The sequence below is a fragment of the Pseudoalteromonas sp. MB41 genome (genome assembly GCF_020966275.1).
GTDB classification, from domain to species: Bacteria; Pseudomonadota; Gammaproteobacteria; order Enterobacterales; family Alteromonadaceae; genus Pseudoalteromonas; species Pseudoalteromonas lipolytica.
Genome location: NZ_JAJJZF010000035.1, coordinates 1 through 18,271 on the forward strand (window position 1 = coordinate 1; position 18,271 = coordinate 18,271).

The 18,271-nt window shown below is 41.3% G+C and carries 21 protein-coding genes; 9 read left to right on the forward strand and 12 right to left on the reverse strand.

The window, feature by feature from the left end:
* Window positions 1-269, forward strand: a 269-nt coding sequence (locus tag LPA49_RS20505; protein ID WP_143474491.1) for an IS3 family transposase, incomplete at its 5' end; no start/stop codon positions are given.
* 69 nt (window positions 270-338) lie between these two features.
* On the opposite strand, the gene LPA49_RS20510 is transcribed toward LPA49_RS20505, so the two are convergent.
* Complete coding sequence (locus LPA49_RS20510) at window positions 339-1,982, reverse strand: hypothetical protein (RefSeq protein WP_230237688.1); 1,644 nt, start codon at window positions 1,980-1,982, stop codon at window positions 339-341.
* A gap of 359 nt (window positions 1,983-2,341) precedes the next feature.
* Complete coding sequence (locus tag LPA49_RS20515) at window positions 2,342-2,998, reverse strand: Crp/Fnr family transcriptional regulator (RefSeq protein ID WP_036970695.1); 657 nt, start codon at window positions 2,996-2,998, stop codon at window positions 2,342-2,344.
* Window positions 2,999-3,265: 267 nt separating this feature from the next.
* On the opposite strand from LPA49_RS20515, the gene LPA49_RS20520 reads away from it, so the two are divergent.
* Window positions 3,266-3,499: a YgjV family protein gene (locus LPA49_RS20520; protein WP_036970694.1), complete on the forward strand. Its 234-nt coding sequence runs from the start codon at window positions 3,266-3,268 to the stop codon at window positions 3,497-3,499.
* Between the two features lies 1 nt (window position 3,500).
* On the opposite strand, the gene LPA49_RS20525 is transcribed toward LPA49_RS20520, so the two are convergent.
* From LPA49_RS20525 to LPA49_RS20545, 5 genes are all read right to left on the reverse strand, one after another.
* The gene (locus LPA49_RS20525; RefSeq protein ID WP_230237690.1) at window positions 3,501-5,147 is read right to left on the reverse strand and encodes an amidohydrolase; all 1,647 of its coding nucleotides are present in this window, start codon (window positions 5,145-5,147) and stop codon (window positions 3,501-3,503) included.
* Window positions 5,148-5,251: 104 nt separating this feature from the next.
* Entirely contained in the window at window positions 5,252-5,485 is a 234-nt protein-coding gene (locus LPA49_RS20530; protein WP_065978055.1) for an EF-hand domain-containing protein, read from the reverse strand.
* Window positions 5,486-5,489: 4 nt separating this feature from the next.
* Window positions 5,490-5,723, reverse strand: a complete 234-nt coding sequence (locus LPA49_RS20535) for an EF-hand domain-containing protein (protein WP_230237692.1) — start codon at window positions 5,721-5,723, stop codon at window positions 5,490-5,492.
* Between the two features lie 118 nt (window positions 5,724-5,841).
* The gene (locus LPA49_RS20540) at window positions 5,842-6,069 is read right to left on the reverse strand and encodes a hypothetical protein (protein ID WP_065978056.1); all 228 of its coding nucleotides are present in this window, start codon (window positions 6,067-6,069) and stop codon (window positions 5,842-5,844) included.
* Between the two features lie 9 nt (window positions 6,070-6,078).
* Complete coding sequence (locus tag LPA49_RS20545; protein ID WP_036970684.1) at window positions 6,079-6,306, reverse strand: cag pathogenicity island protein Cag25; 228 nt, start codon at window positions 6,304-6,306, stop codon at window positions 6,079-6,081.
* A gap of 312 nt (window positions 6,307-6,618) precedes the next feature.
* On the opposite strand from LPA49_RS20545, the gene LPA49_RS20550 reads away from it, so the two are divergent.
* From LPA49_RS20550 to LPA49_RS20565, 4 genes are read left to right on the forward strand one after another with little or no spacing between them, the layout of a single operon-like run.
* Window positions 6,619-8,076, forward strand: a complete 1,458-nt coding sequence (locus LPA49_RS20550; protein ID WP_230237694.1) for a HAMP domain-containing sensor histidine kinase — start codon at window positions 6,619-6,621, stop codon at window positions 8,074-8,076.
* Between the two features lies 1 nt (window position 8,077).
* Window positions 8,078-8,605: a hypothetical protein gene (locus LPA49_RS20555; RefSeq protein WP_065978058.1), complete on the forward strand. Its 528-nt coding sequence runs from the start codon at window positions 8,078-8,080 to the stop codon at window positions 8,603-8,605.
* A gap of 2 nt (window positions 8,606-8,607) precedes the next feature.
* Entirely contained in the window at window positions 8,608-9,951 is a 1,344-nt protein-coding gene (locus LPA49_RS20560) for a sigma 54-interacting transcriptional regulator (RefSeq protein ID WP_065978059.1), read from the forward strand.
* Between the two features lie 36 nt (window positions 9,952-9,987).
* Entirely contained in the window at window positions 9,988-10,488 is a 501-nt protein-coding gene (locus tag LPA49_RS20565) for a DUF1543 domain-containing protein (RefSeq protein ID WP_036970673.1), read from the forward strand.
* An 8-nt stretch (window positions 10,489-10,496) separates the two neighbouring features.
* Here the strand turns inward: LPA49_RS20565 and LPA49_RS20570 are convergent, their stop codons facing one another.
* The 4 genes from LPA49_RS20570 to pdsR form a co-directional block, all read right to left on the reverse strand.
* Window positions 10,497-10,706 carry a hypothetical protein gene (locus LPA49_RS20570; protein WP_036970671.1) on the reverse strand — a complete coding sequence of 70 codons (210 nt, stop codon included), beginning with the start codon at window positions 10,704-10,706 and terminating at the stop codon, window positions 10,497-10,499.
* 50 nt (window positions 10,707-10,756) lie between these two features.
* A complete protein-coding gene (locus LPA49_RS20575; protein WP_155950844.1) occupies window positions 10,757-10,918 on the reverse strand; it encodes a hypothetical protein in 162 nt (53 codons plus the stop codon).
* A gap of 108 nt (window positions 10,919-11,026) precedes the next feature.
* Window positions 11,027-13,159 (reverse strand): proteobacterial dedicated sortase system histidine kinase, encoded by a 2,133-nt coding sequence (gene pdsS, locus LPA49_RS20580; protein WP_230237696.1) that lies wholly within the window; start codon window positions 13,157-13,159, stop codon window positions 11,027-11,029.
* On the reverse strand, window positions 13,159-13,848 hold the full coding sequence (gene pdsR, locus LPA49_RS20585) for a proteobacterial dedicated sortase system response regulator (protein ID WP_036970667.1): 690 nt from the start codon (window positions 13,846-13,848) through the stop codon (window positions 13,159-13,161). The genes pdsS and pdsR overlap by 1 nt, the downstream gene beginning before the upstream one ends.
* A gap of 230 nt (window positions 13,849-14,078) precedes the next feature.
* On the opposite strand from pdsR, the gene pdsO reads away from it, so the two are divergent.
* From pdsO to LPA49_RS20600, 3 genes are read left to right on the forward strand one after another with little or no spacing between them, the layout of a single operon-like run.
* On the forward strand, window positions 14,079-14,816 hold the full coding sequence (gene pdsO, locus LPA49_RS20590) for a sortase-associated OmpA-like protein PdsO (RefSeq protein WP_230237698.1): 738 nt from the start codon (window positions 14,079-14,081) through the stop codon (window positions 14,814-14,816).
* 26 nt (window positions 14,817-14,842) lie between these two features.
* Complete coding sequence (locus LPA49_RS20595) at window positions 14,843-16,834, forward strand: marine proteobacterial sortase target protein (protein ID WP_065978063.1); 1,992 nt, start codon at window positions 14,843-14,845, stop codon at window positions 16,832-16,834.
* Complete coding sequence (locus LPA49_RS20600; RefSeq protein WP_075594533.1) at window positions 16,822-17,409, forward strand: class GN sortase; 588 nt, start codon at window positions 16,822-16,824, stop codon at window positions 17,407-17,409. Before LPA49_RS20595 ends, LPA49_RS20600 begins: the two co-directional genes overlap by 13 nt.
* Here the strand turns inward: LPA49_RS20600 and LPA49_RS20605 are convergent.
* Window positions 17,316-18,263: a DMT family transporter gene (locus LPA49_RS20605; protein WP_036970658.1), complete on the reverse strand. Its 948-nt coding sequence runs from the start codon at window positions 18,261-18,263 to the stop codon at window positions 17,316-17,318. The genes LPA49_RS20600 and LPA49_RS20605 overlap by 94 nt on opposite strands.
* Window positions 18,264-18,271 lie beyond the last annotated feature (8 nt).

An 18,271-nucleotide genomic window follows, 5' to 3' on the forward strand; every position in this document is an offset into this window, starting at 1 on the left:
AAAACAAACAATATCAAAATCATCTCAAGGAAAAAGGGTTGCAACAAAGTATGTCTAGAAAAGGAAATTGTTTAGATAATGCGGTTGCTGAGAACTTCTTCGGCATATTGAAGAGTGAGATGTACCACAACGAAACGTTTAAAGACGTGAATGAGCTTATTGAAAACATCAAAGAATATATCCACTATTACAACAACGAGCGTATTAAGCTGAAACTAAAAGGCCTGAGTCCGATACAGTATCGAAATCAGGCCTTGGCAGCCGCTTAAAAATGAGTCCAACTTTATGGGGTCACTTCATAAAGCGCGGTTTTTAAATATTTTAGCTAAATAACAATATTAGCCATTACCACCAGTACCACCAGTACCACCAGTGCCACCTGTTACTTCAACGGTTTTAAGTTCACAATTGTCACGGTCGAAGTTAAATGATTCTGCAGTGCCATCAGCTGTAATTGAGGTCACTTCAGGTTCTACTTCAATGCCACGAGGAATGATAGTTACAGCATATGTTTCTCCACTTTCAAGTCCTGAAAGTGCATAAGAGCCATTTGTTTCAGTTGCTGTTGAAGAACGTTTTTTACCAAGAGCGTACTTAACTAGAGCACCTGTTAACGGGAATTGCTTGTCTTGATCAACTTCAGCGTTTGAACATGTATAAGTTACATTCAAATCTTCCGCAATAATTTCAACCGGGCTATCTAGTGCGATATTGATAGAGTTACTACAAACTGATAAGTTGCTTTGAGTACCCCAAACATTACCGTTGTTATCTGTAACGGTAACATCTACAACTGCGTCAGCAGGTATACCCGCTTTAGTAACCGCAGCTGAACCTAAGAAGTTACCTTGTGTTTTCTTGATTTTTTTCTCTTTAGTGATAGTGTCCGACTTAATTTTAACATTTAAGCCTACAGCCGGAATTGCATCGCCAGTAAAGTTGTATGCAATAGGGCCACTACAAACGGCTTTACTTTGTGTTAACACTTTTGTAGAAAAGTGGTCAACACTAAAAGTTGTTGGCATAGTTAATGTACCAGCCGTTCCAACCGTTGCAGGATCTGTTTCTTTTACCCAAATACCAGTGTCTTCATCATAAGAGAAAACATCGAACGTATCACCTGTTTCAATCACTGTACCATCTGCTGTTACATAAGTTGCAGGCAGTTTTGATGTGATAGATACTGGAGATGAGAAGTTTTTAACTTTAGTATCGCCAGCTAACATTTCTACGTTAATAACTGAAGCAGGTACCGCGACTTCAGTTGTGCTTGAGCCATTTAAACCTTCAGGAATTAAATCTACCGCGGCTGCCTTACCAGCTGCAGCATCAATATCGGCAGTGACAATATTTAATGTTACATCTGTACCTGAAACTAACTCGCCATTAGCATCTCTTAGTTCTACATCTTTAGGAATTGTTACAGTAGCACCGCTCGAATCCGCATCAGCAGAAGCTGTTAAATCAGCCGATAAGATACCATCTGCAGCAGCACCTTCACTTGAATCAATAGCAAGTTTTGTATCATCAAGTTTTACAAGAGGTACTATCGCGTCTAAAGATTCTGATGTATCTGATAAATCAACAACAATACTTTTTGAAACGTAGCCTTCAGAAGTAACAAGAACAGTCAACTCTGTTAGTTCAGCATCATCAGCCAGCGTAAATGAAAATACACCGTCTTCAGCTGTAACACTAGTAAGTTCTTCGCCTTCAATGTCAGTAACATTTGTAGAAGGTGCACCTTCCTCTAAAAACTTAATTGTAGCAGGAATCACTTCACCTGTTTCGTTATCTACTACATTACCCGCTACATAAAAAGTAAGTGCCTCAGGCGTATCAGCAACAGGAGCTTGTACTGTTGGTGTTGGTGGCTCTGGCACTGTGGTGTTGTTATCATTATCACTAAAACAACCGCTTAAGCTTAGAGTGACACCTAACGCTAGCGCTAGCTTTGTTAGTTTAAATTCATTGTTTCCCATAATCGTTACCTTTCTTTCCTTTATCGTAAAGTAATCAGACTTTTATTAGAGCAAATAGTACCGGTTTGTGCACCGAAATACGCCACACATGGTTATCTGTTATTGAAGGATAAGCGTACATTATATATACGTCAAGTGAACATTATATATACTTTCATTAATAGAATAAGAAAGTTTTGTCTCGTCCTTCAAACATTGTGGGCGGCACATTTCGCTTTGCCGAATTATAATACAGAGCTCAGCTATTAAAAAGCTCAACTCTATGAATATTTATAGTTTATGCAACTGAACTCATGCTGACTATTAATTTCAGTTCGCCTGCGTAATTGTAAAGTATAATAACAGATTATGTAACAAGTTTATAACTGCGAAAAACTGTCTACGTAATCACTCAGTTTGTCTATGTCGACCACTTGTAAACCTTGATTGCTGCGTTTTACTAAGCCCTTTTCTACAAGCTCAGTCACAACACGTCGATAGGCACGTTCGGTGGTGGCAAAACGTTCTGCTTCGGCATTCACTGTTGGGTAGGCTCTAAGCAGTGTCGGGTTATTATTTTCAGCTCTTAATAAACAATCTTTAGCAATATTATAGCTTAAGGGTAATAGCAATTTGTCTAGGTTGATTTTTTGGTTCTCTTGAAACTTAGCGGCTATTGTTTGTGCTGTGTATAAACTCAGTTCTGGTTTTTCTAAAAGTAGTGCGCGCCAATGTTTAAGCTCAATGAGATTGTAACTAACATCACTGAAACACGTTACTGTGTAGATACAAGGGAGGTTGTTAAGAGCTTCAATCTCACCAATTAATGTATTATTACAGTCAAGTTGACCGAGCAAAAGGCGGCGACCATTACCGACATCGTAACTAAACGAAACGGTACCACTTCTCACTAATACGAGTTTGGAAAGTGGTTGATCTTGATGGATCAGCACTTCTTTTTTGGCTTGTTGAAAACGACTCCCTGCAAAAGTGAGTAATTGATCAACAAGGTAGCTTGAAAAATGATATTGAAACATTAACGCCGCTCTTCGGACAATTGTCCTATTTATTACATCTTAATGACGCTAGCATTAAGATTCTAAGAATTTATGCTAACTTACTAGTAAGGTGTTCACGTTACTCATACCTTCATTTCCCGTGTAATGATTTTAAAGTCGGGTTAATTCTCAGGCTTTACAAGGTTTTTAGTAAGTTAGCTTTTTTATTTTCATTGTCAAAGTGAGCAATGAGTGAGTCTAAAAATGACAAACTCTAATGCTAACCTAAAGCCTAGGAGAGAACAATTGAGTTGGGAATATTTAGGCTATTTAGCATCTGCATTATTGGTCGCTTCTTTAACAATGAGCGATGTTATGAAGCTTCGTTGGTTTAACTTAGCTGGCTGTATCGCATTTACTCTTTATGGTGTAGCAATTGATGCCGTGCCTGTGGCATTTACCAATGGCTTGCTTACCTTCGTTAATATCTACCATATTATAAAATTAAAGCGTCAACCGACAGTTGACGCTAAAAAGTAATTTAATTTTCGTTTTCAAGTGTATATTTAAGCTCACCTGCCAGCCAGGTTTGCTGTACTTTTATAGCGTGAACGTCAGCGAGCGGCACCGTGTAATAATCTTTATTGATTAAAATAAAGTCAGCCCATTTTCCTTGTTCTAAACTTCCTACTTTAAATTCTTGATGGGCAGCGTAAGCGCCTCCCAATGTAAACGCTCTTAGTGCTTCATCACGTGACAGTAACTCTTCAGGACGCCAACCTCCTTCAGGAAGTTGGTTATGGTCCATGCGTGTAATTGCTGAGTATAAGCCATCGAATGGGTCAGCAAGTTCAACGGGGAAATCAGAGCCTGCCGCAATAATGGAGCCTTGTGATAAAAATGTTTTCCACGCATAGGCACCCGTCAACTGTGTTTCGTTCAGACGTTGCTCAGCCATGTGCATATCAGAAGTCGCATGAACAGGCTGCATGGAAGGAATAATTTTTAACGCTTTAAAGCGAGGAATATCGTTTGGCGACACAATTTGCGCGTGTTCAATGCGGTTCCGTAATAAAATGCCTCCCGATTTTTTGAAGACATTTTCATAAGCATCTAAAACGGTTTTATTAGCTTCGTCGCCAATCGCATGGGTATTCGCGCTAAAGCCGTGTGAAAAACTTAAGGTAAATAGTTGTTCAAGCTTTTCTTGCGTTTCGAGCATTAAGCCATGATGGTTTTTGCGATCAGCGTACTCATTAATTAATGCAGCGCCTCGACTGCCTAATGCACCATCTGCATAGACTTTTACACTGCCAATGGAGAGCATGTCGTTCATATCTTTATAGCGACCAGCTTTAAGCATGGTTTCGAGCTTTGGATCGCCAGCACTGAGCATAGCAACAATTCTAACAGGCAGGTTATTGTGTTCTGCACGCTGTTTATACACTTGCCACGTATCGTAGTCTATACCTGCATCGTGTGCTGATGTAATGCCTAAACTGAGTAGGTGATTACCAGCGTTATCAAGTGCGCGATTGATACTCGCGTGATCTGTCTTGGGGATGTGTTGCGTTACTAATGTTTCTGCTTTATCAATAAACACCCCTGATGGCTGACCCGAAGGAAGTTTAATTATTTCGCCTCCAGAGGGCGTATCTGTTTGCGCCGTTATGCCAGCCAACGCCATTGCTTTTGAATTGACCCACACGGCATGACCATCAACGCGAGACAGCACAACAGGCTTGTCTTTTACGTATTTGTCTAAATCTGCTGCCGTAGGAAATTGACCGCCAGGCCAATGTTCTTGGTTCCAGCCTCGGCCAATTATCCAACCTTGTTTATCTTTAGCGAATTCGGCCAACATTTTACCGACCATATCGACAGATTGGGTATTTCTAACATCCAGTTGTGACAAGTTATTGCCAAGCCCAATTATATGACCATGTGCATCAATAAGCCCGGGCAGCAGTGTTGCCTTTTTACCATCGATCGTTGTCGCATCAGGAAAACTAGCCTTAAGGGAATCATCGCCTGTTTTGACAACTTTTCCATCTTTAAAGACTAAGGTTGAAAATTGCTGTGTCTGACCTTGATAGGTTGGTGTGTAACCATTTACGTTATAAATAACGGTGGTGTTAGCGAAGCAAGATATCGATGCAGTTGCGAGTAAGCTGATAATGAGTTTCATACTATTCTTATTTTTATTGATTTATAAAAACAGTATCAGAGTTGCTGTAAACTGCAAATAATTAGGTAATTAAAACGTGCAAAGGGTGACTCGCACCCTCAGCATTATTTGCTAGCATATTCATTAAATTCAGCAAACGATAACTTATTGTCTTTATCGCTGTCGTAACTTTTAAAACGAGACCACAGAGCGGGGTCTCGTGCAGATTCAGAACGGCTTAAGAAGCCATCTTCATTACGATCGAGTTGTTTAAATTTTTCTCCAATACTTTCTGTTGCAAAAACCATACTGCTATATAAACCACAGATTATAAGACTGGCGAAAGTGTATTTTGACATTGCTTTAACTCTTGTTTGTTAAGTAGTGCTTAAATTCAAGGAGTGATATTTGCTGATCGTTGTCTGTATCCCATTTAGCCATGTGCTTTTGCAAGTGTGGCTGAGATGCAAGCTCTTCAACACTTAAATAACCATTTTTATCTTTGTCTAAATGATCAAATCGCTGCTTAACATCTAATGCTAAGGTATTGAAGCTTATAGTAATTAAAGTGAATGGAGCAAGTGTCGCAATTTTCATAATAAAACTCCTCAGAAAGTAAAATCCTTTTTGGGAAAAGTGCTTGCCATAATTTAAATCCCAAAATTTAAATCCGTTTACACGCTCCCTCTGGGATTATGGCAAGCACTTTAAGAGGTTAAGGTTTGAATTTTTCAAACTCTTGTTCAGATAATCGCTGATCATTATTTGTATCAAGATCAGTAAATTGCTTAATTAGCTCAGGGTGTTCATTGGCTTCAGAAAGTGAAATTGCATTGTCTGCATTGCTATCAAACTTAGTAAAACGAACATCCATTTGAGATGCCAAAACGGTCGCACTGATAGCCAAAAATATCAGCGAAAAGGCAGCGATAAGTTGTTTCATAACAATCTCCTATTGAATAAACGACTGAAACTCTGGAAATGAAATTTGGCCATCCTCATTACTATCAATTTGAGAAAAATTGCCATGTAACAATGCGTCCTCAGATGCTTCAGACTCACTTAGCGCGCCATTACTGTCTTTATCAAGTTCATTAAACGTCTCGTTGAGATCAAGCGCGTATGAGCTTATTGATACTAAGCTGGCAAGCATGATTGAAATACAGGCCATCGTTTTCATTTTGTTTCCTAAAATCTATAACTTATTACGGTATTAACAAAAACAATGCCAACTTTAAAATGTGTTTAATATCAATGGTTTAATTATTTTCTGAGTGGTTTGCTCAGCAATACTTACAAAGAGTTGTGTCTTTTTTGCAACGTTTTTTGGGTTCTAAAGGATTATTCATTTTAAAACAGAGAGTTATATTGTTGCTGATTAGCAACAAAAAAGCATTTATTGGTTAAAAAGTGCTGTTATATAGGCTGGATTCAGCGAGTGTCTAAGTTATTTATCTAATAATCATCTTCTGTCACGTTGAAAAGGATCAGTATGCAAGGTCTCGTTGCGAATAAATTTAAACATGCGCTCGATTGGCGGCCCAGTTTAATTGGCCAGTTTGTCTTTAGCACTTTGTTGTCTTTGCTGCCTTTATCGTTGGTTGTGATCGTGTTTTTAAACGCACTGAATAAACAATTGGCTGTGACACAAAAAATTGTCAGCGATAATTATTTAGTTACAAAGGCGTTTAATAGTTTAAAACAAGATTTAAATAGCCTAGAAAGAGCAACAAGACAAAATTGGGTTTTAAAAAGTGAATCACTCGATACCTTAATTGAAAATAAGTGGCAGTCATCGCTGCAAAGTATTGATGAGCTTATTTTTCTTAGTCCATCGACAGAGTATGTGGCGCAGTGGCAGCAATTGGCAGAAGTACTCAACTTTGCCCAGCAACACTTAGTTGCAGAGCAAAAACAAGATGGTGAATTATTTGCCCCAGCAAGCAAACTTATTGCAGAGCAAACTGTGTGGCTACGTGATCAAAATGAATTACGGATCACCAAGAATCAACAGCAATTAAAGGCGCTTCAAGCGTCGTTTATAAACTGGTTAATTGCATTAATTCCACTCACATTATTAGTAAGTGGTGGGTTTTTATGGCGGATCAGTGGCCGTTTAGGTGAACTAACAAGTGTAATAGATAAACTAGGTCAAGGTCATTGGCAGCAGAAAATTTCTGTACGAGGCTCATCGGAGCTAGTTGAGTTAGGTAATAAATTAGAATGGGTGCAAGCGCAGCTGCATATGCTAGAGCAACAAAAAGACACCTTTTTACGTCATGTTACTCACGAATTAAAAACACCGCTTGCCTCCATGGTTGAAGGCACTGATTTACTCGCTGATGAAATTGTTGGCCCAATTAATAGCGAGCAGCAAGCTGTCCTTGAGCTAATTACACAGAGTATGGCACGTTTACGAGTGATGATTGAAAGCTTATTAAATTATAACGCGATTCGTACCAGTAAAGAGAGTGTCACAGAGCTTAACTTCAATAGTATGAAAACGAATATTGAGCGTCACTTTGAACATCGTTTAATTGCGCGAAATCAGTCGTTAATATGGGTAAATGAACTTCCCTCAAAAGCGATGTATATTTCTTCCGAGTTGTTAGAAATGATTCTTGTGCAACTCATTTCCAATGCCTTGAAATTTTCACCTGAACAAGGCGTTGTCACGGTCGAAGCGCGTTATAAACACACTCAGCTTCAAGTGACGGTCAGTGATGTCGGTAAAGGCATTGCTGATTCTGAAAAGACCGCTGTTTTTGGTGCCTTTTATCAGGGGAAAAATGCCAAAGAGCAAACTGAAATGGGCAGTGGTCTTGGCCTCACAATAGTGAAAGAAACGGTTGAGCAACTGAGAGGCACACTTAATATTGCTGATAATGAACCGCAAGGCTGTCGATTTACAGTGACATTACCAATTCAAGTAACCCAAGGAGTTAACTGATATGGGCTTCGTAAATAAAGCCAGTTTTATACCCGCTGTACTCGTTGTATTTTTGACCGGGTGTGCCTTAACACAGCCAACATCATCGACAGCACAAAAAGAGCATAAAACACAGCTAACACCAAAGGAGCAACCTAATCCTAAACCAAGGCCTAAAAGCGAGCCTGTGTATCCGCCAGCACGTTTGGTTATTGCATGGCATGCAGAGCAATGCGGTGGTTTTAAAAGTACGCCGCAGAAGCAGACGTATGTAGGGCAAAAAGAGCTGATCAGTTTATTTAAATATTTATGTATACACAGTGCCTCAGAACCTAAACAAGCATTGGCATTACTCGAAAGCAGTGATCAAGCTTATTATTGGCCTGATGATATAAAACAGTATTTATGGCTACAAAAACAAAGTGTTCAACATAGTCTAAAGGCCAAGCAAGCCAAGCAGGCCTTAACAGAAAAAATGGAAAAAACGTTGTCGTCACTGGCGGCAATTGAACAACAATTGCTGTTACGCGAAGAAACTAAGGAGCAGTAACCATGGCTGAGATAACAAAACCACGCATATTGTTGGTTGATGACGATGCAAGCTTACTGAAATTACTCGCAATTAGAATCGAATCAAAAGGGTATCAAGTTAGCACGGTTGAGAGTGGTCTGGCTGCGCTGCAGCAATTAAAAATGCAAACCTTTGATGCTGTGATTACCGACTTACGTATGGATGAAATGGACGGTATGGCGTTGCACCGCCAGTTGCAAAGTCGCTATCCGTCTATGCCAGTCATTATGATGACAGCGCATGGCTCTATCCCCGATGCAGTTGAAGCAACTAAGCAGGGGATCTTTGCGTTTATTACCAAGCCAGTTGATAAAGATGAGTTATTTGATAGCCTCGCCAAAGCAATCGAGATCCATGGTGTGCATGGTGATGAAACTCCAACGCAAACAAACATAGTTACGCGCAGCGGTGCCATGTTGCACCTCCTTGAGCAAGTAAAGTTACTTGGGCCAACGCATGTTAATGTATTAATTTCAGGGGCGAGTGGCACAGGTAAGGAGTTATTAGCACAGGCGATTCACCAGCATAGTCACGTTAGTGATGGGCCTTTTGTTGCAATTAACTGTGGGGCTGTACCAGGTGAGTTGTTAGAATCAGAATTATTTGGTCATAAAAAAGGTGCGTTTACTGGGGCGGTAAAAGATCACCAGGGTTTGTTTCAACAGGCTCAAGGTGGTACCCTTTTTCTTGACGAAATAGGTGATATGCCACTGAATTTACAAGTAAAGCTATTACGTGTATTGCAAGAAAAAACAATTCGTCCCGTGGGATTTCAAGAAGAAATTCCTATTGATGTACGGATAGTATCGGCAACGCATAAAAACTTACCTGAAGCGATTAATAACCAATTGTTTCGTGAAGATTTGTATTACCGACTCAATGTGGTGAACTTAAAACTTCCTCCTTTGTGTGAAAGACGGGAAGACATAAGCTTGCTGGCACAGCACTTTGCAAGCGTAATAGCAAAACGTATGAATCAAGATGAAAAGCGTTTTGCTAATGACGCAATGCATGCATTGGTGCGTTATGACTGGCCTGGTAATATTCGTCAGTTACAAAACGTGATTGAACAAGTTGTCGCGCTGACCCCAGGTAATGTAATTGCGGTACAGCTAGTTGAAAGCGCGCTCAATAGCAATGTAAGTAATGCAGAGCCATTATCATTAAACGATGCTAAAAAAGAGTTTGAGCGTGACTATTTAATAAATACGCTAAAAATGGCAGCCGGCAATGTTGCAGAGGCTGCAAAGCTTGCAAAACGCAATCGCTCAGATTTTTATAAGCTAATTAAAAAACACAACATTAATGTAGAAAATTTAATCTAGATACAACAAAACCTAGATGCAAAAAAAGGAAAGCGCATGGGGCTTTATTTAGTTTACCTTGGTGGTCGTATACAAGGCTGTCATATCGAAATGCACGATGTTCGATTTGTTGTTGGTGATAAAATTGAAGACACCTACTCAAAGCTAAAAGCGCAGTGGGTGGGTGACAAAGGCAGTGTGCACATGGATAGCTACATGCATATTCAGCACATTGATGGTTACAAAGTAGAGGTGATAGAAGGGGCTCACGAGCAACCTGAAAAGCTTTATTTTGTTAATTTAGGCGCGTATCGAGCAGACAGTCTTGCCGAACAACATGACTTTGCATTGTATGTTGCGCGCAGCAGTGAGGAAGCAAAGCAACGTGCTAAAGACTCTTTGCTTGCAGGGCTGACACATTTGCACAAAGATGATTTACATGACGTAGATGATTGTTTTGCTATCGATTTACTCGATAGCAACTTGACCCTTAAGCTAACACCAAGTGGGCACTCTCAAGCGATGAAACCCGATTGGTTTGGCTATCACGTTTTATAGTGAATTAATTAGTCATCATTCTCGCTTTTACTGGCAACCTTAAAAGCAATGATGACTAAAGCAAACAGTGCAAAAGGGAGTGCAGCAAGTAAATATTCTACAGTATGGCTATCTTGGTAGTTAGGCTGAAGTAAAAAGTGCCCAGCAACACATAACAAGATTGCCACAAACAAAACAGGCAATAAGATTAACTCTTTTTTTGGCGAGTGATTTTTCATTACATAAGGTCAAATTTCAATGGTGGGGCATTGTAATGAGCTAAGTTAAGCTAGGTCAAATAACTTGGTGACTTATATTGCGCTGTATCAACTTTTTTAGTCGGTATTTTCTTTGATTGCTTTTTAGGCTCTGCGGGTTTATCTGTTACATCATTACAATTATAAAGTGCCATTATGAATTCGATTTCTTCACGTTGTAACCTTGATTGCATGATGCCCCCTCGAGTCAAATTTGCCTTTTATAGTACAATATACTAAGCCCGCTAATCTGAATTATTGGTGAATAACTAAGCGTTAAATTGTAATCAAGTGTAACGCTGTCATCGTTGTTTTATAGGCAAACTTACAGTGAACACCACGCCGCTATCATCTGCGATATTTTCAGCCTTGACCTGTCCCTCATGGTAATCACAAATTAAACGAACAATATACAAGCCTAATCCTAAATGGGGTTGTTGCTGATGCTCCTGAGTTCTCACTGATACCATCGAATCAAATATATGATCTACTAAGCCCTCTGGTAACAAAGGGCCTTGGTTCACAATTTTTAGAATAGCGTGCTGTTCGTTTTTAGCTAAACTCACCGTTACTTGGCTGTCAGGAGATTTAAACTCGAGCGCATTATTAATCAGTTTATCAAGAAGTTGGGCAATAAACTCCGGGGCCCCTTGCAGGGGCAGTGGTGATTCATAAAGTGATAAATTAAATAATTTCTCGCCATAAGTAATTTGGTAACCTTGCATGCAGCCAGTGATCACTTGAGTGAGATCAAACGTCTCAGCTTCCACATTTTGAATGCTTTGTTCTAGGCGTGTTGCTTCACTCATTGTGGTTATTATTTTACCTAGTCGCTCAACGCCTTCGCTGGCGCGCGCGAGGTATTTTTGACTAAACTCAGATTGCGGCTGCATTTGTAAGTTTTCAAGCGATGAGCGCACCACCGCAACAGGGGTACGTAATTCATGAGAAAGGCGTGATGACATATTCTCAAGGTAATCGGTATAACCACTTAAGCGGCTGACAATATTGGCAAAACTACGTGAGAGATCACCAATTTCATCATTTGAATCGGTATACGTTATTTTGCCTGTAATTCGGCCTTGTGCATCAATAGCTTGCTCAGCGTTATCACGTAAACGACGAATACGGCTTGAGATCCGTGATGCAAAAAAGAATAAGGTGACAGTACCGACTAGCATGACAGCTAAAATAACGTTAAATAGTTTCTCGAGCGATTTATTACGAAGAGTACGCACACCATTGGTGGTTTCTTCTGCGATAACAGCACCAATGACCTTATCTTGAATCCAAATCGGGTAGGCTGCTGATAAGATCACCGCCTTGCTATCGGGAGTTAAGCGCCACGATGAAGCGGGTTTCCCGTTTAATGCACTGGCGATATGCGTGCCTTGCATAGCGGCCACATCATGCAAAGTATCAATAAACTCATTTTCAGGGCGAGTTAGTATTTGGTAATAAAGCGGATGCAAGTAATCACGCTCAAATTGTTGCCACCATGTTGTTGCCGGTTTATCTGTGAGTCCATCTGCCCAGACACCATCAGCGTGATGTATAGACCCCGCTTGTGCGAGTACGCGATGGTGGCTATCGACTACCCAAATTCGACTGCCGCTATGGCCCATCCCTTTTAAAATACGGTTTATCTCTGGTGAAGGCACAAGCACCGAGCCAATGTCGTTGGGATTGAGTAGGTTAGACGTTGACATAAGTTGAGGCTCAACTTTGTCATCATCCCAATCTTCAATTGCAAATCCCAGCTTGTTGCCAAGCATGCTTAATGGAAAGCGCAGTTCAATGTTATAGCCCGTTTCTGTGCTTTGAAAATAGCCTTGAATCTTTGTAACAGGCTCGCGGCTGATAGCGTCAAAGGCATTAACCCAGCCATCTTGGCGAGCAGCAATCACGTAATGCTTAAATTCACCTTCGGGGGTCTTTAACATGATTTGTAAGTGATCATTGCGCGTAATACTGAGCGTATTTTTAGCGCGATACACCAACGAGCTATCACGCACCTCAAAGACTGCATACAAATAGTTTTCGTACTTACCAACCATATGACTAAATGCTAAATCAGCGTCTTCGTGCGCGGGGTTTACACGTTGTAAGTAGCGTTTATCGTAATGCCAAAAAAGTGCCCTATAGGGTTGCCAGTCAGCAAGTTTGCCATCAAGTTGAATCGGGTTGCTGAGGTTATAGGCATATAAATCACGGCCTTTAACGACCTGATCTAAAAAATTGGTTTGCGAGTCGAATAAGGCTGGCCGTTCATGTAACGCTGTTGCCAGGGCTCGTGTGGTGCCTACGAGTGTTTTTTCTTGGCCCTGCCTTAAAAACTTTTCCATTTCCCAAACATATTCATAGCCAAGCCAAGGTAGTAAAAACAAAAAGCAAGACAGTAAAATAAACTTACTGCGCAAACCAAATCTGAGCATTAAGCTTGCTCCCAGCGATAACCCATACCGTACACTGTGTCGATACAATCGAAGCTATTATCTAAGGCAATAAACTTTTTTCGGATACGCTTAACGTGGGAAGTAATCGTACTGTCATCGACATAAATTTTTGCATCGCTCATTAATTCATTGCGACTTTTTACATGCCCTGGACGCTGCGCAAGTGAATGCACCATCCAAAACTCAGTCACCGTCAAGTCAACAAGCTGATCGTGCCAAAACACTTGCATACGCTGGCTATCTAATTTTAATAGACCACGATGCAGTAGCGCATCTTGATTAGCCGGTTGTTCAAGTGCATCTAAGCGTCTGAATAAAGCCCCAATTCGTGCGGCAAGGTGCGCCATACTGATATCTTTTGTTAAGTAGTCATCAGCGCCCATGCGCAGGCCGCAGACCGTATCAATTTCACTATCACGCGCGGTTAAAAAGATAATAGGCAAGGTTTTCGAGAGCGACCGTAATGTTTGACATAATAAAAACCCTCCATCAATTTCATGCGCTAAGCCAATGTCTACGATGGCTAAATCTGGCAATGACTGGCTAAACGACAGCTCTGCGCTTGCTCGGTCAGCAAACCCAATGACTTGATAGCCTTGTGCGCTCAACATTTCAGTGTAGTTTTCGCGGATGGCTGTTTCATCTTCGACAATGGCTATTTTCTTCATTCTTCCTACTTATTTAGCTTCATAGTCAGCACTATGAATACACTATACCGAAAATTTTACTGTGCGTACTGGCAAAAATGCGATTGCCATTTTTCTGCCACAATTGCTCAGCAGTTTGCCTTTTTTGATCCCCTTTATTGCCATTTCGGCTTGTTTTAATAGCGCTATACCACGTTTGCAACGCCAACCAATAGTTGCCAAACAATTAATGTAAAAGAAAGGATTAAATTATGAAAAAGATCATCATTGCTGCACTTATAACGTCGGCCCTATCAACAAGCCAATTTGTTGAGGCTGCGCCTCAAGCAAAACAAGAAACACCAAAAGAAACAGCTATTGGCCTTAGTGCAGGCGCTTTAGTTGGCGGTTTGATTGGGGGCCCTGTGGGTGCATTTGTTGGCGCATTTGCCGGAGGATTAATCGGTGAAAAAGAAGCCGGTGAGCGTGTTATCGAAGCGCAAAACCAGGCACTTGTTGTTATGCAGCAGCACACCGCAGATTATCAGCAGGTTATTGCTAATAATGCAGTTTTGACTGAGCAACTTGAGAGCTTAAATGATGAGAAAGAGCAATTGCTTCAAGCCCAACTAAATACTTTGCTGGCCATGACCGTTCAATTTAAAACAGGGTCAAGTGAGATAGCCCCGCATTTTGCCAGTCAGCTCGATAAAGTCGCACGGTTACTGATTGAACAACCGCACTTGGCTATCGACTTAAACGGCTTTGCCGACCAACGGGGTGATGAACTCGCTAATTTAATGCTATCTAAGAAACGTGTGAATGCCGTGCAAAGTTATTTAATTAAACAAGGTGTGCCGCACACGCGACTGTCTGCTACAGCATTTGGCGAGAAACAAAGTGTTGCAAGTTCAAATGATTATGAAGATAACGTGTTTGATCGCAGAGTCACACTAACCACACGACCTGTTCAAAACACGCAATTACAGACTGCAAAAAGCAATCGCTAATTCATCTGTCGATGGAGTGACATGTTATGTTGAGTAACCGAACCAAAAGGCTCTTGTCCGTGAGCCTTTTTATCCTACTTTTAGGATATGCTATAAATCCTGCATTAGCCGCTAATGTCAGTGCACAATTACGGTTTTATGATAACTTGCACAGCGAAGTGTCATCAGGCGTTTTAGTCAAAAACGATGTGACGATGACGCTCACAGGTTTAATCAATCATGTGGTTGTTAAGCAGCGTTATCAAAACCCACACCCGTTTGCAGTTAATGCGCGTTATGTATTTCCTTTGCCCGATGAAAGCGCAGTACATGCATTACAAATGCAAATTGGTGAGCGTGTGATTACGGGCAATATTGCACTCAAACAGCAAGCTGAGCAGCAGTTTAAAGAGGCGCAGCAGCAAGGCAAGCGAGCAGCCCTAGTACGTCAGCAACGGGCGAATATTTTCGCAACCGATGTTGCAAATATCGGGGCGGGCGATGAAATTGAAATCACCTTACAGTATCAAGAGATAATTGGTTTTCGTGATGGGGTATTTTCACTGCGTTTCCCAACCACGATTACACCCCGCTATGAGCCAAAAACAGCTCAGCTTAAGCCTCATACAAGCGAAAACCCAGAGCCTAATTCATCGTCAATGTTGAATCAGAGCGCTCTGGCTTCTGCGTGGTTAAAACCGGTGTACCAACGCACAAATAGTCAGCAGGTTGATGCACATTTAAACTTGGCTATTAACATGGATATTGGTTTAGAGCTTAGTGATATAAATGCAAACCTGAGCGGTATGCAAATTGATAACCCACATTTTGGGCGTTATATACTTGCCCTTAATCGCGATGTACCGATGACACGTGATTTTGAGCTGACATTTAAGCCGCTCGACAAAGAGAGTTCACAGGCTGCGTTTTTTAAAGAAGTCGTCAATGGCGAAGAATATGGACTATTGATGCTCGTGCCGCCAGCGGATCATTTTACCGCACAGGCACGCCTCCCGCGTGAAATGGTCTTTGTAGTCGACACGTCGGGTTCTATGCATGGTCAGTCCATGGAGCAGGCAAAGCACGCTTTGTTTTATGCTTTATCGTTACTCGATGAAAACGATAGCTTTAATATTATTGGTTTTGATAATGACGTTACGGCTCTTAGTGAGGCTGCAATGATTGCCAATGACTTTAATATTCGCCGTGCAGAGCGTTTTATATATGGCTTGCAAGCCGATGGTGGCACAGAGATAAGTAATGCACTATCGCGGGTGTTAGATGGCAAACAGCATGATGGTTTTGTGCGTCAAATTGTATTTTTAACCGATGGCAGTGTAGGCAATGAAACACAGTTGTTTTCGCAAATTCAAGCTGACTTAGGTGATAGCCGCTTATTTACCGTTGGTATTGGCAGTGCACCAAATAGTTTCTTTATGACACGCGCTGCTGATATTGGTCGTGGTACGTTTACCTTTATTAGTAGCGCCAGCCAAGTACAGCCTAAAATGCAGCTATTATTCGATAAACTCGCTCACCCAGTTGTAACTGAGCTTGTCTTACATGCAGATAACCAAGAGCTTGAGTACTGGCCATCGCCTTTACCCGATCTTTATTTTTCTGAGCCCGTGTTAGTTGCGGTGAAGTTAGCTGGAAATCAACATGTAACCCTGACCGGGCAGACTCTATCAGGACCCCTTAATATTAACTTATCAGCGAATCACGCGGCGCAAGGTGAGGGCATAGCAAGACTATGGGCAAGGCAGAAAATTAAGTCACTCCTGCTTTATAATGATAAAGACAGCGTAAAGTCAGAAGTCGAAACATTGGCACTTCAGCATCATTTACTCAGTCCATTTACTGCTTTTATTGCTGTTGATAACGTCGCTGGGAACGAAATTGCTGAGCGCTCAGTGCAACTAAGAAATAGGCTGCCGAGTGGAATGACATTGCCACAAACAGATGGGCAAAGTCGTGTATTTATAGTGTTTGGCTTGTTATTGGTATCGTTAGCATGGTTATGGCAATGGCGACGTTAAAAAAGGCCTTACCACTGTGTGTGGGGTTGCTTGGCATTTCACTGCTACTCAATGGCAGTTATATGCAAGCCAAGGCGTGGCTTGCCCAGCATCTGATTGAGTCAGCTTGGCAACATGCTTTGCTGACGCCAAATGAAAAAGTCAGGCCGTGGTTTTACGCTGACGGTTATGTCACAGCACAACTAAATTGGCCTACTCAGCAGCAACGTTTAACTATTTTAGCGGGGGCGTCGGGGCGTAACTTAGCCTTTGCTCCCGGGCATTTCTTACCCAGTGGTGAACTTTCGAGTGACAATGGGGTGTTAATTGCAGGCCACAACGATACCCACTTTGCATTTTTAAAAAATGTGAAAGTGGGCGAGTCGTTTTCTATGCAGTTACAAAACGGCCAAGTCGTGCACTACCAAGTACGCAGTGTTCGTGTCATTCATCAACACGAGCAGGCCTTTTTAATGCAACCCGGTTTGTATTTATTAACCTGTTACCCTTTTGATTCTTTGGCATCGGGTACCGAGTTGAGGTTATTAGTGTCGGCAGACAAGCTCTCATCATCTACGTCAATTTTAAGTTCTTGATGGCGTTGACTGACAATCACGCCCGCAAATACCACACCGATACTTAACCACTGCCAAGTTGTTAGCACTTCTCCCAGTAAGATAGCGGATAAAATTAACGCAAAAATAGGAATCAAATTAGAGTAAGCCGCGGCAGTTAGGACCGATACTTTACTGATGGCATAGTTATACATACCATAGCCGCCTAAGGTCACGCACGAGCCTAAATATAAAATACTCAATAGGGCACTCAAATCATGTTGATTCTCGCTCGGCAGTTCAATAAAGAATAAAAAGGGTGCAAAGAATAGGCTGCCACTAAAGCCTTGTATGGCTATCAGTGTAAGCGGGGAGTAACGTGTTACTAAGTGTTTAACACTGACAGTATAAAAGGCCGCGCAGACCATGGCCATGAGCTCTAAAAAGTTACCCAGTAAAGGGTTTGGCGCTTGCTCGCTACTTGGCGAAAGCAAGGTTAACAAAATACTGCCACCAATACAGAGGGTAAAGCCAACCACAATGGCTTTACTGATGTACTCTTTTAACATTAAGAAAGCTAAAATAGCGACAATAATCGGTAAGCAAGACACAATAACACCCGCTTGCGATGCTGATGTGTATTCAAGCGCATGACCTTCAAATAAGTAATATAAGCAAGGCTCTGCCAGCGACATGCCTATCAAGTATTTCCAGTCGCCTTTTTTAAATTCAAAGCGGATCACAAATCGCCACAAGCATAAACAAATTAAAAGGGTGGTTAACATCCTTAAAAAAATTACCAACACGGGGTCATAAATTGTGATTGCATGCTTTAACGCAATATAGGAACTTCCCCATAAAAAAGTGGCAATTATTAAGCATAAACTGGCAGGCATAGGTGTCG

Bases quoted from the DNA above. Each gene is read 5' to 3' on its own strand.
- pdsR (WP_036970667.1), bottom strand. From the start codon at position 13,848: ATGAAGAAAATAGCCATTGTCGAAGATGAAACAGCCATCCGCGAAAAC.
- LPA49_RS20565 (WP_036970673.1), top strand. From the start codon at position 9,988: ATGGGGCTTTATTTAGTTTACCTTGGTGGTCGTATACAAGGCTGTCAT.
- LPA49_RS20515 (WP_036970695.1), bottom strand. From the start codon at position 2,998: ATGTTTCAATATCATTTTTCAAGCTACCTTGTTGATCAATTACTCACT.
- LPA49_RS20530 (WP_065978055.1), bottom strand. From the start codon at position 5,485: ATGTCAAAATACACTTTCGCCAGTCTTATAATCTGTGGTTTATATAGC.
- LPA49_RS20510 (WP_230237688.1), bottom strand. From the start codon at position 1,982: ATGGGAAACAATGAATTTAAACTAACAAAGCTAGCGCTAGCGTTAGGT.
- pdsO (WP_230237698.1), top strand. From the start codon at position 14,079: ATGAAAAAGATCATCATTGCTGCACTTATAACGTCGGCCCTATCAACA.
- LPA49_RS20535 (WP_230237692.1), bottom strand. From the start codon at position 5,723: ATGAAAATTGCGACACTTGCTCCATTCACTTTAATTACTATAAGCTTC.
- LPA49_RS20595 (WP_065978063.1), top strand. From the start codon at position 14,843: ATGTTGAGTAACCGAACCAAAAGGCTCTTGTCCGTGAGCCTTTTTATC.
- LPA49_RS20570 (WP_036970671.1), bottom strand. From the start codon at position 10,706: ATGAAAAATCACTCGCCAAAAAAAGAGTTAATCTTATTGCCTGTTTTG.
- LPA49_RS20550 (WP_230237694.1), top strand. From the start codon at position 6,619: ATGCAAGGTCTCGTTGCGAATAAATTTAAACATGCGCTCGATTGGCGG.
- LPA49_RS20555 (WP_065978058.1), top strand. From the start codon at position 8,078: ATGGGCTTCGTAAATAAAGCCAGTTTTATACCCGCTGTACTCGTTGTA.
- LPA49_RS20560 (WP_065978059.1), top strand. From the start codon at position 8,608: ATGGCTGAGATAACAAAACCACGCATATTGTTGGTTGATGACGATGCA.
- LPA49_RS20545 (WP_036970684.1), bottom strand. From the start codon at position 6,306: ATGAAAACGATGGCCTGTATTTCAATCATGCTTGCCAGCTTAGTATCA.
- LPA49_RS20605 (WP_036970658.1), bottom strand. From the start codon at position 18,263: ATGCCTGCCAGTTTATGCTTAATAATTGCCACTTTTTTATGGGGAAGT.
- LPA49_RS20600 (WP_075594533.1), top strand. From the start codon at position 16,822: ATGGCGACGTTAAAAAAGGCCTTACCACTGTGTGTGGGGTTGCTTGGC.
- LPA49_RS20575 (WP_155950844.1), bottom strand. From the start codon at position 10,918: ATGCAATCAAGGTTACAACGTGAAGAAATCGAATTCATAATGGCACTT.
- LPA49_RS20540 (WP_065978056.1), bottom strand. From the start codon at position 6,069: ATGAAACAACTTATCGCTGCCTTTTCGCTGATATTTTTGGCTATCAGT.
- pdsS (WP_230237696.1), bottom strand. From the start codon at position 13,159: ATGCTCAGATTTGGTTTGCGCAGTAAGTTTATTTTACTGTCTTGCTTT.
- LPA49_RS20525 (WP_230237690.1), bottom strand. From the start codon at position 5,147: ATGAAACTCATTATCAGCTTACTCGCAACTGCATCGATATCTTGCTTC.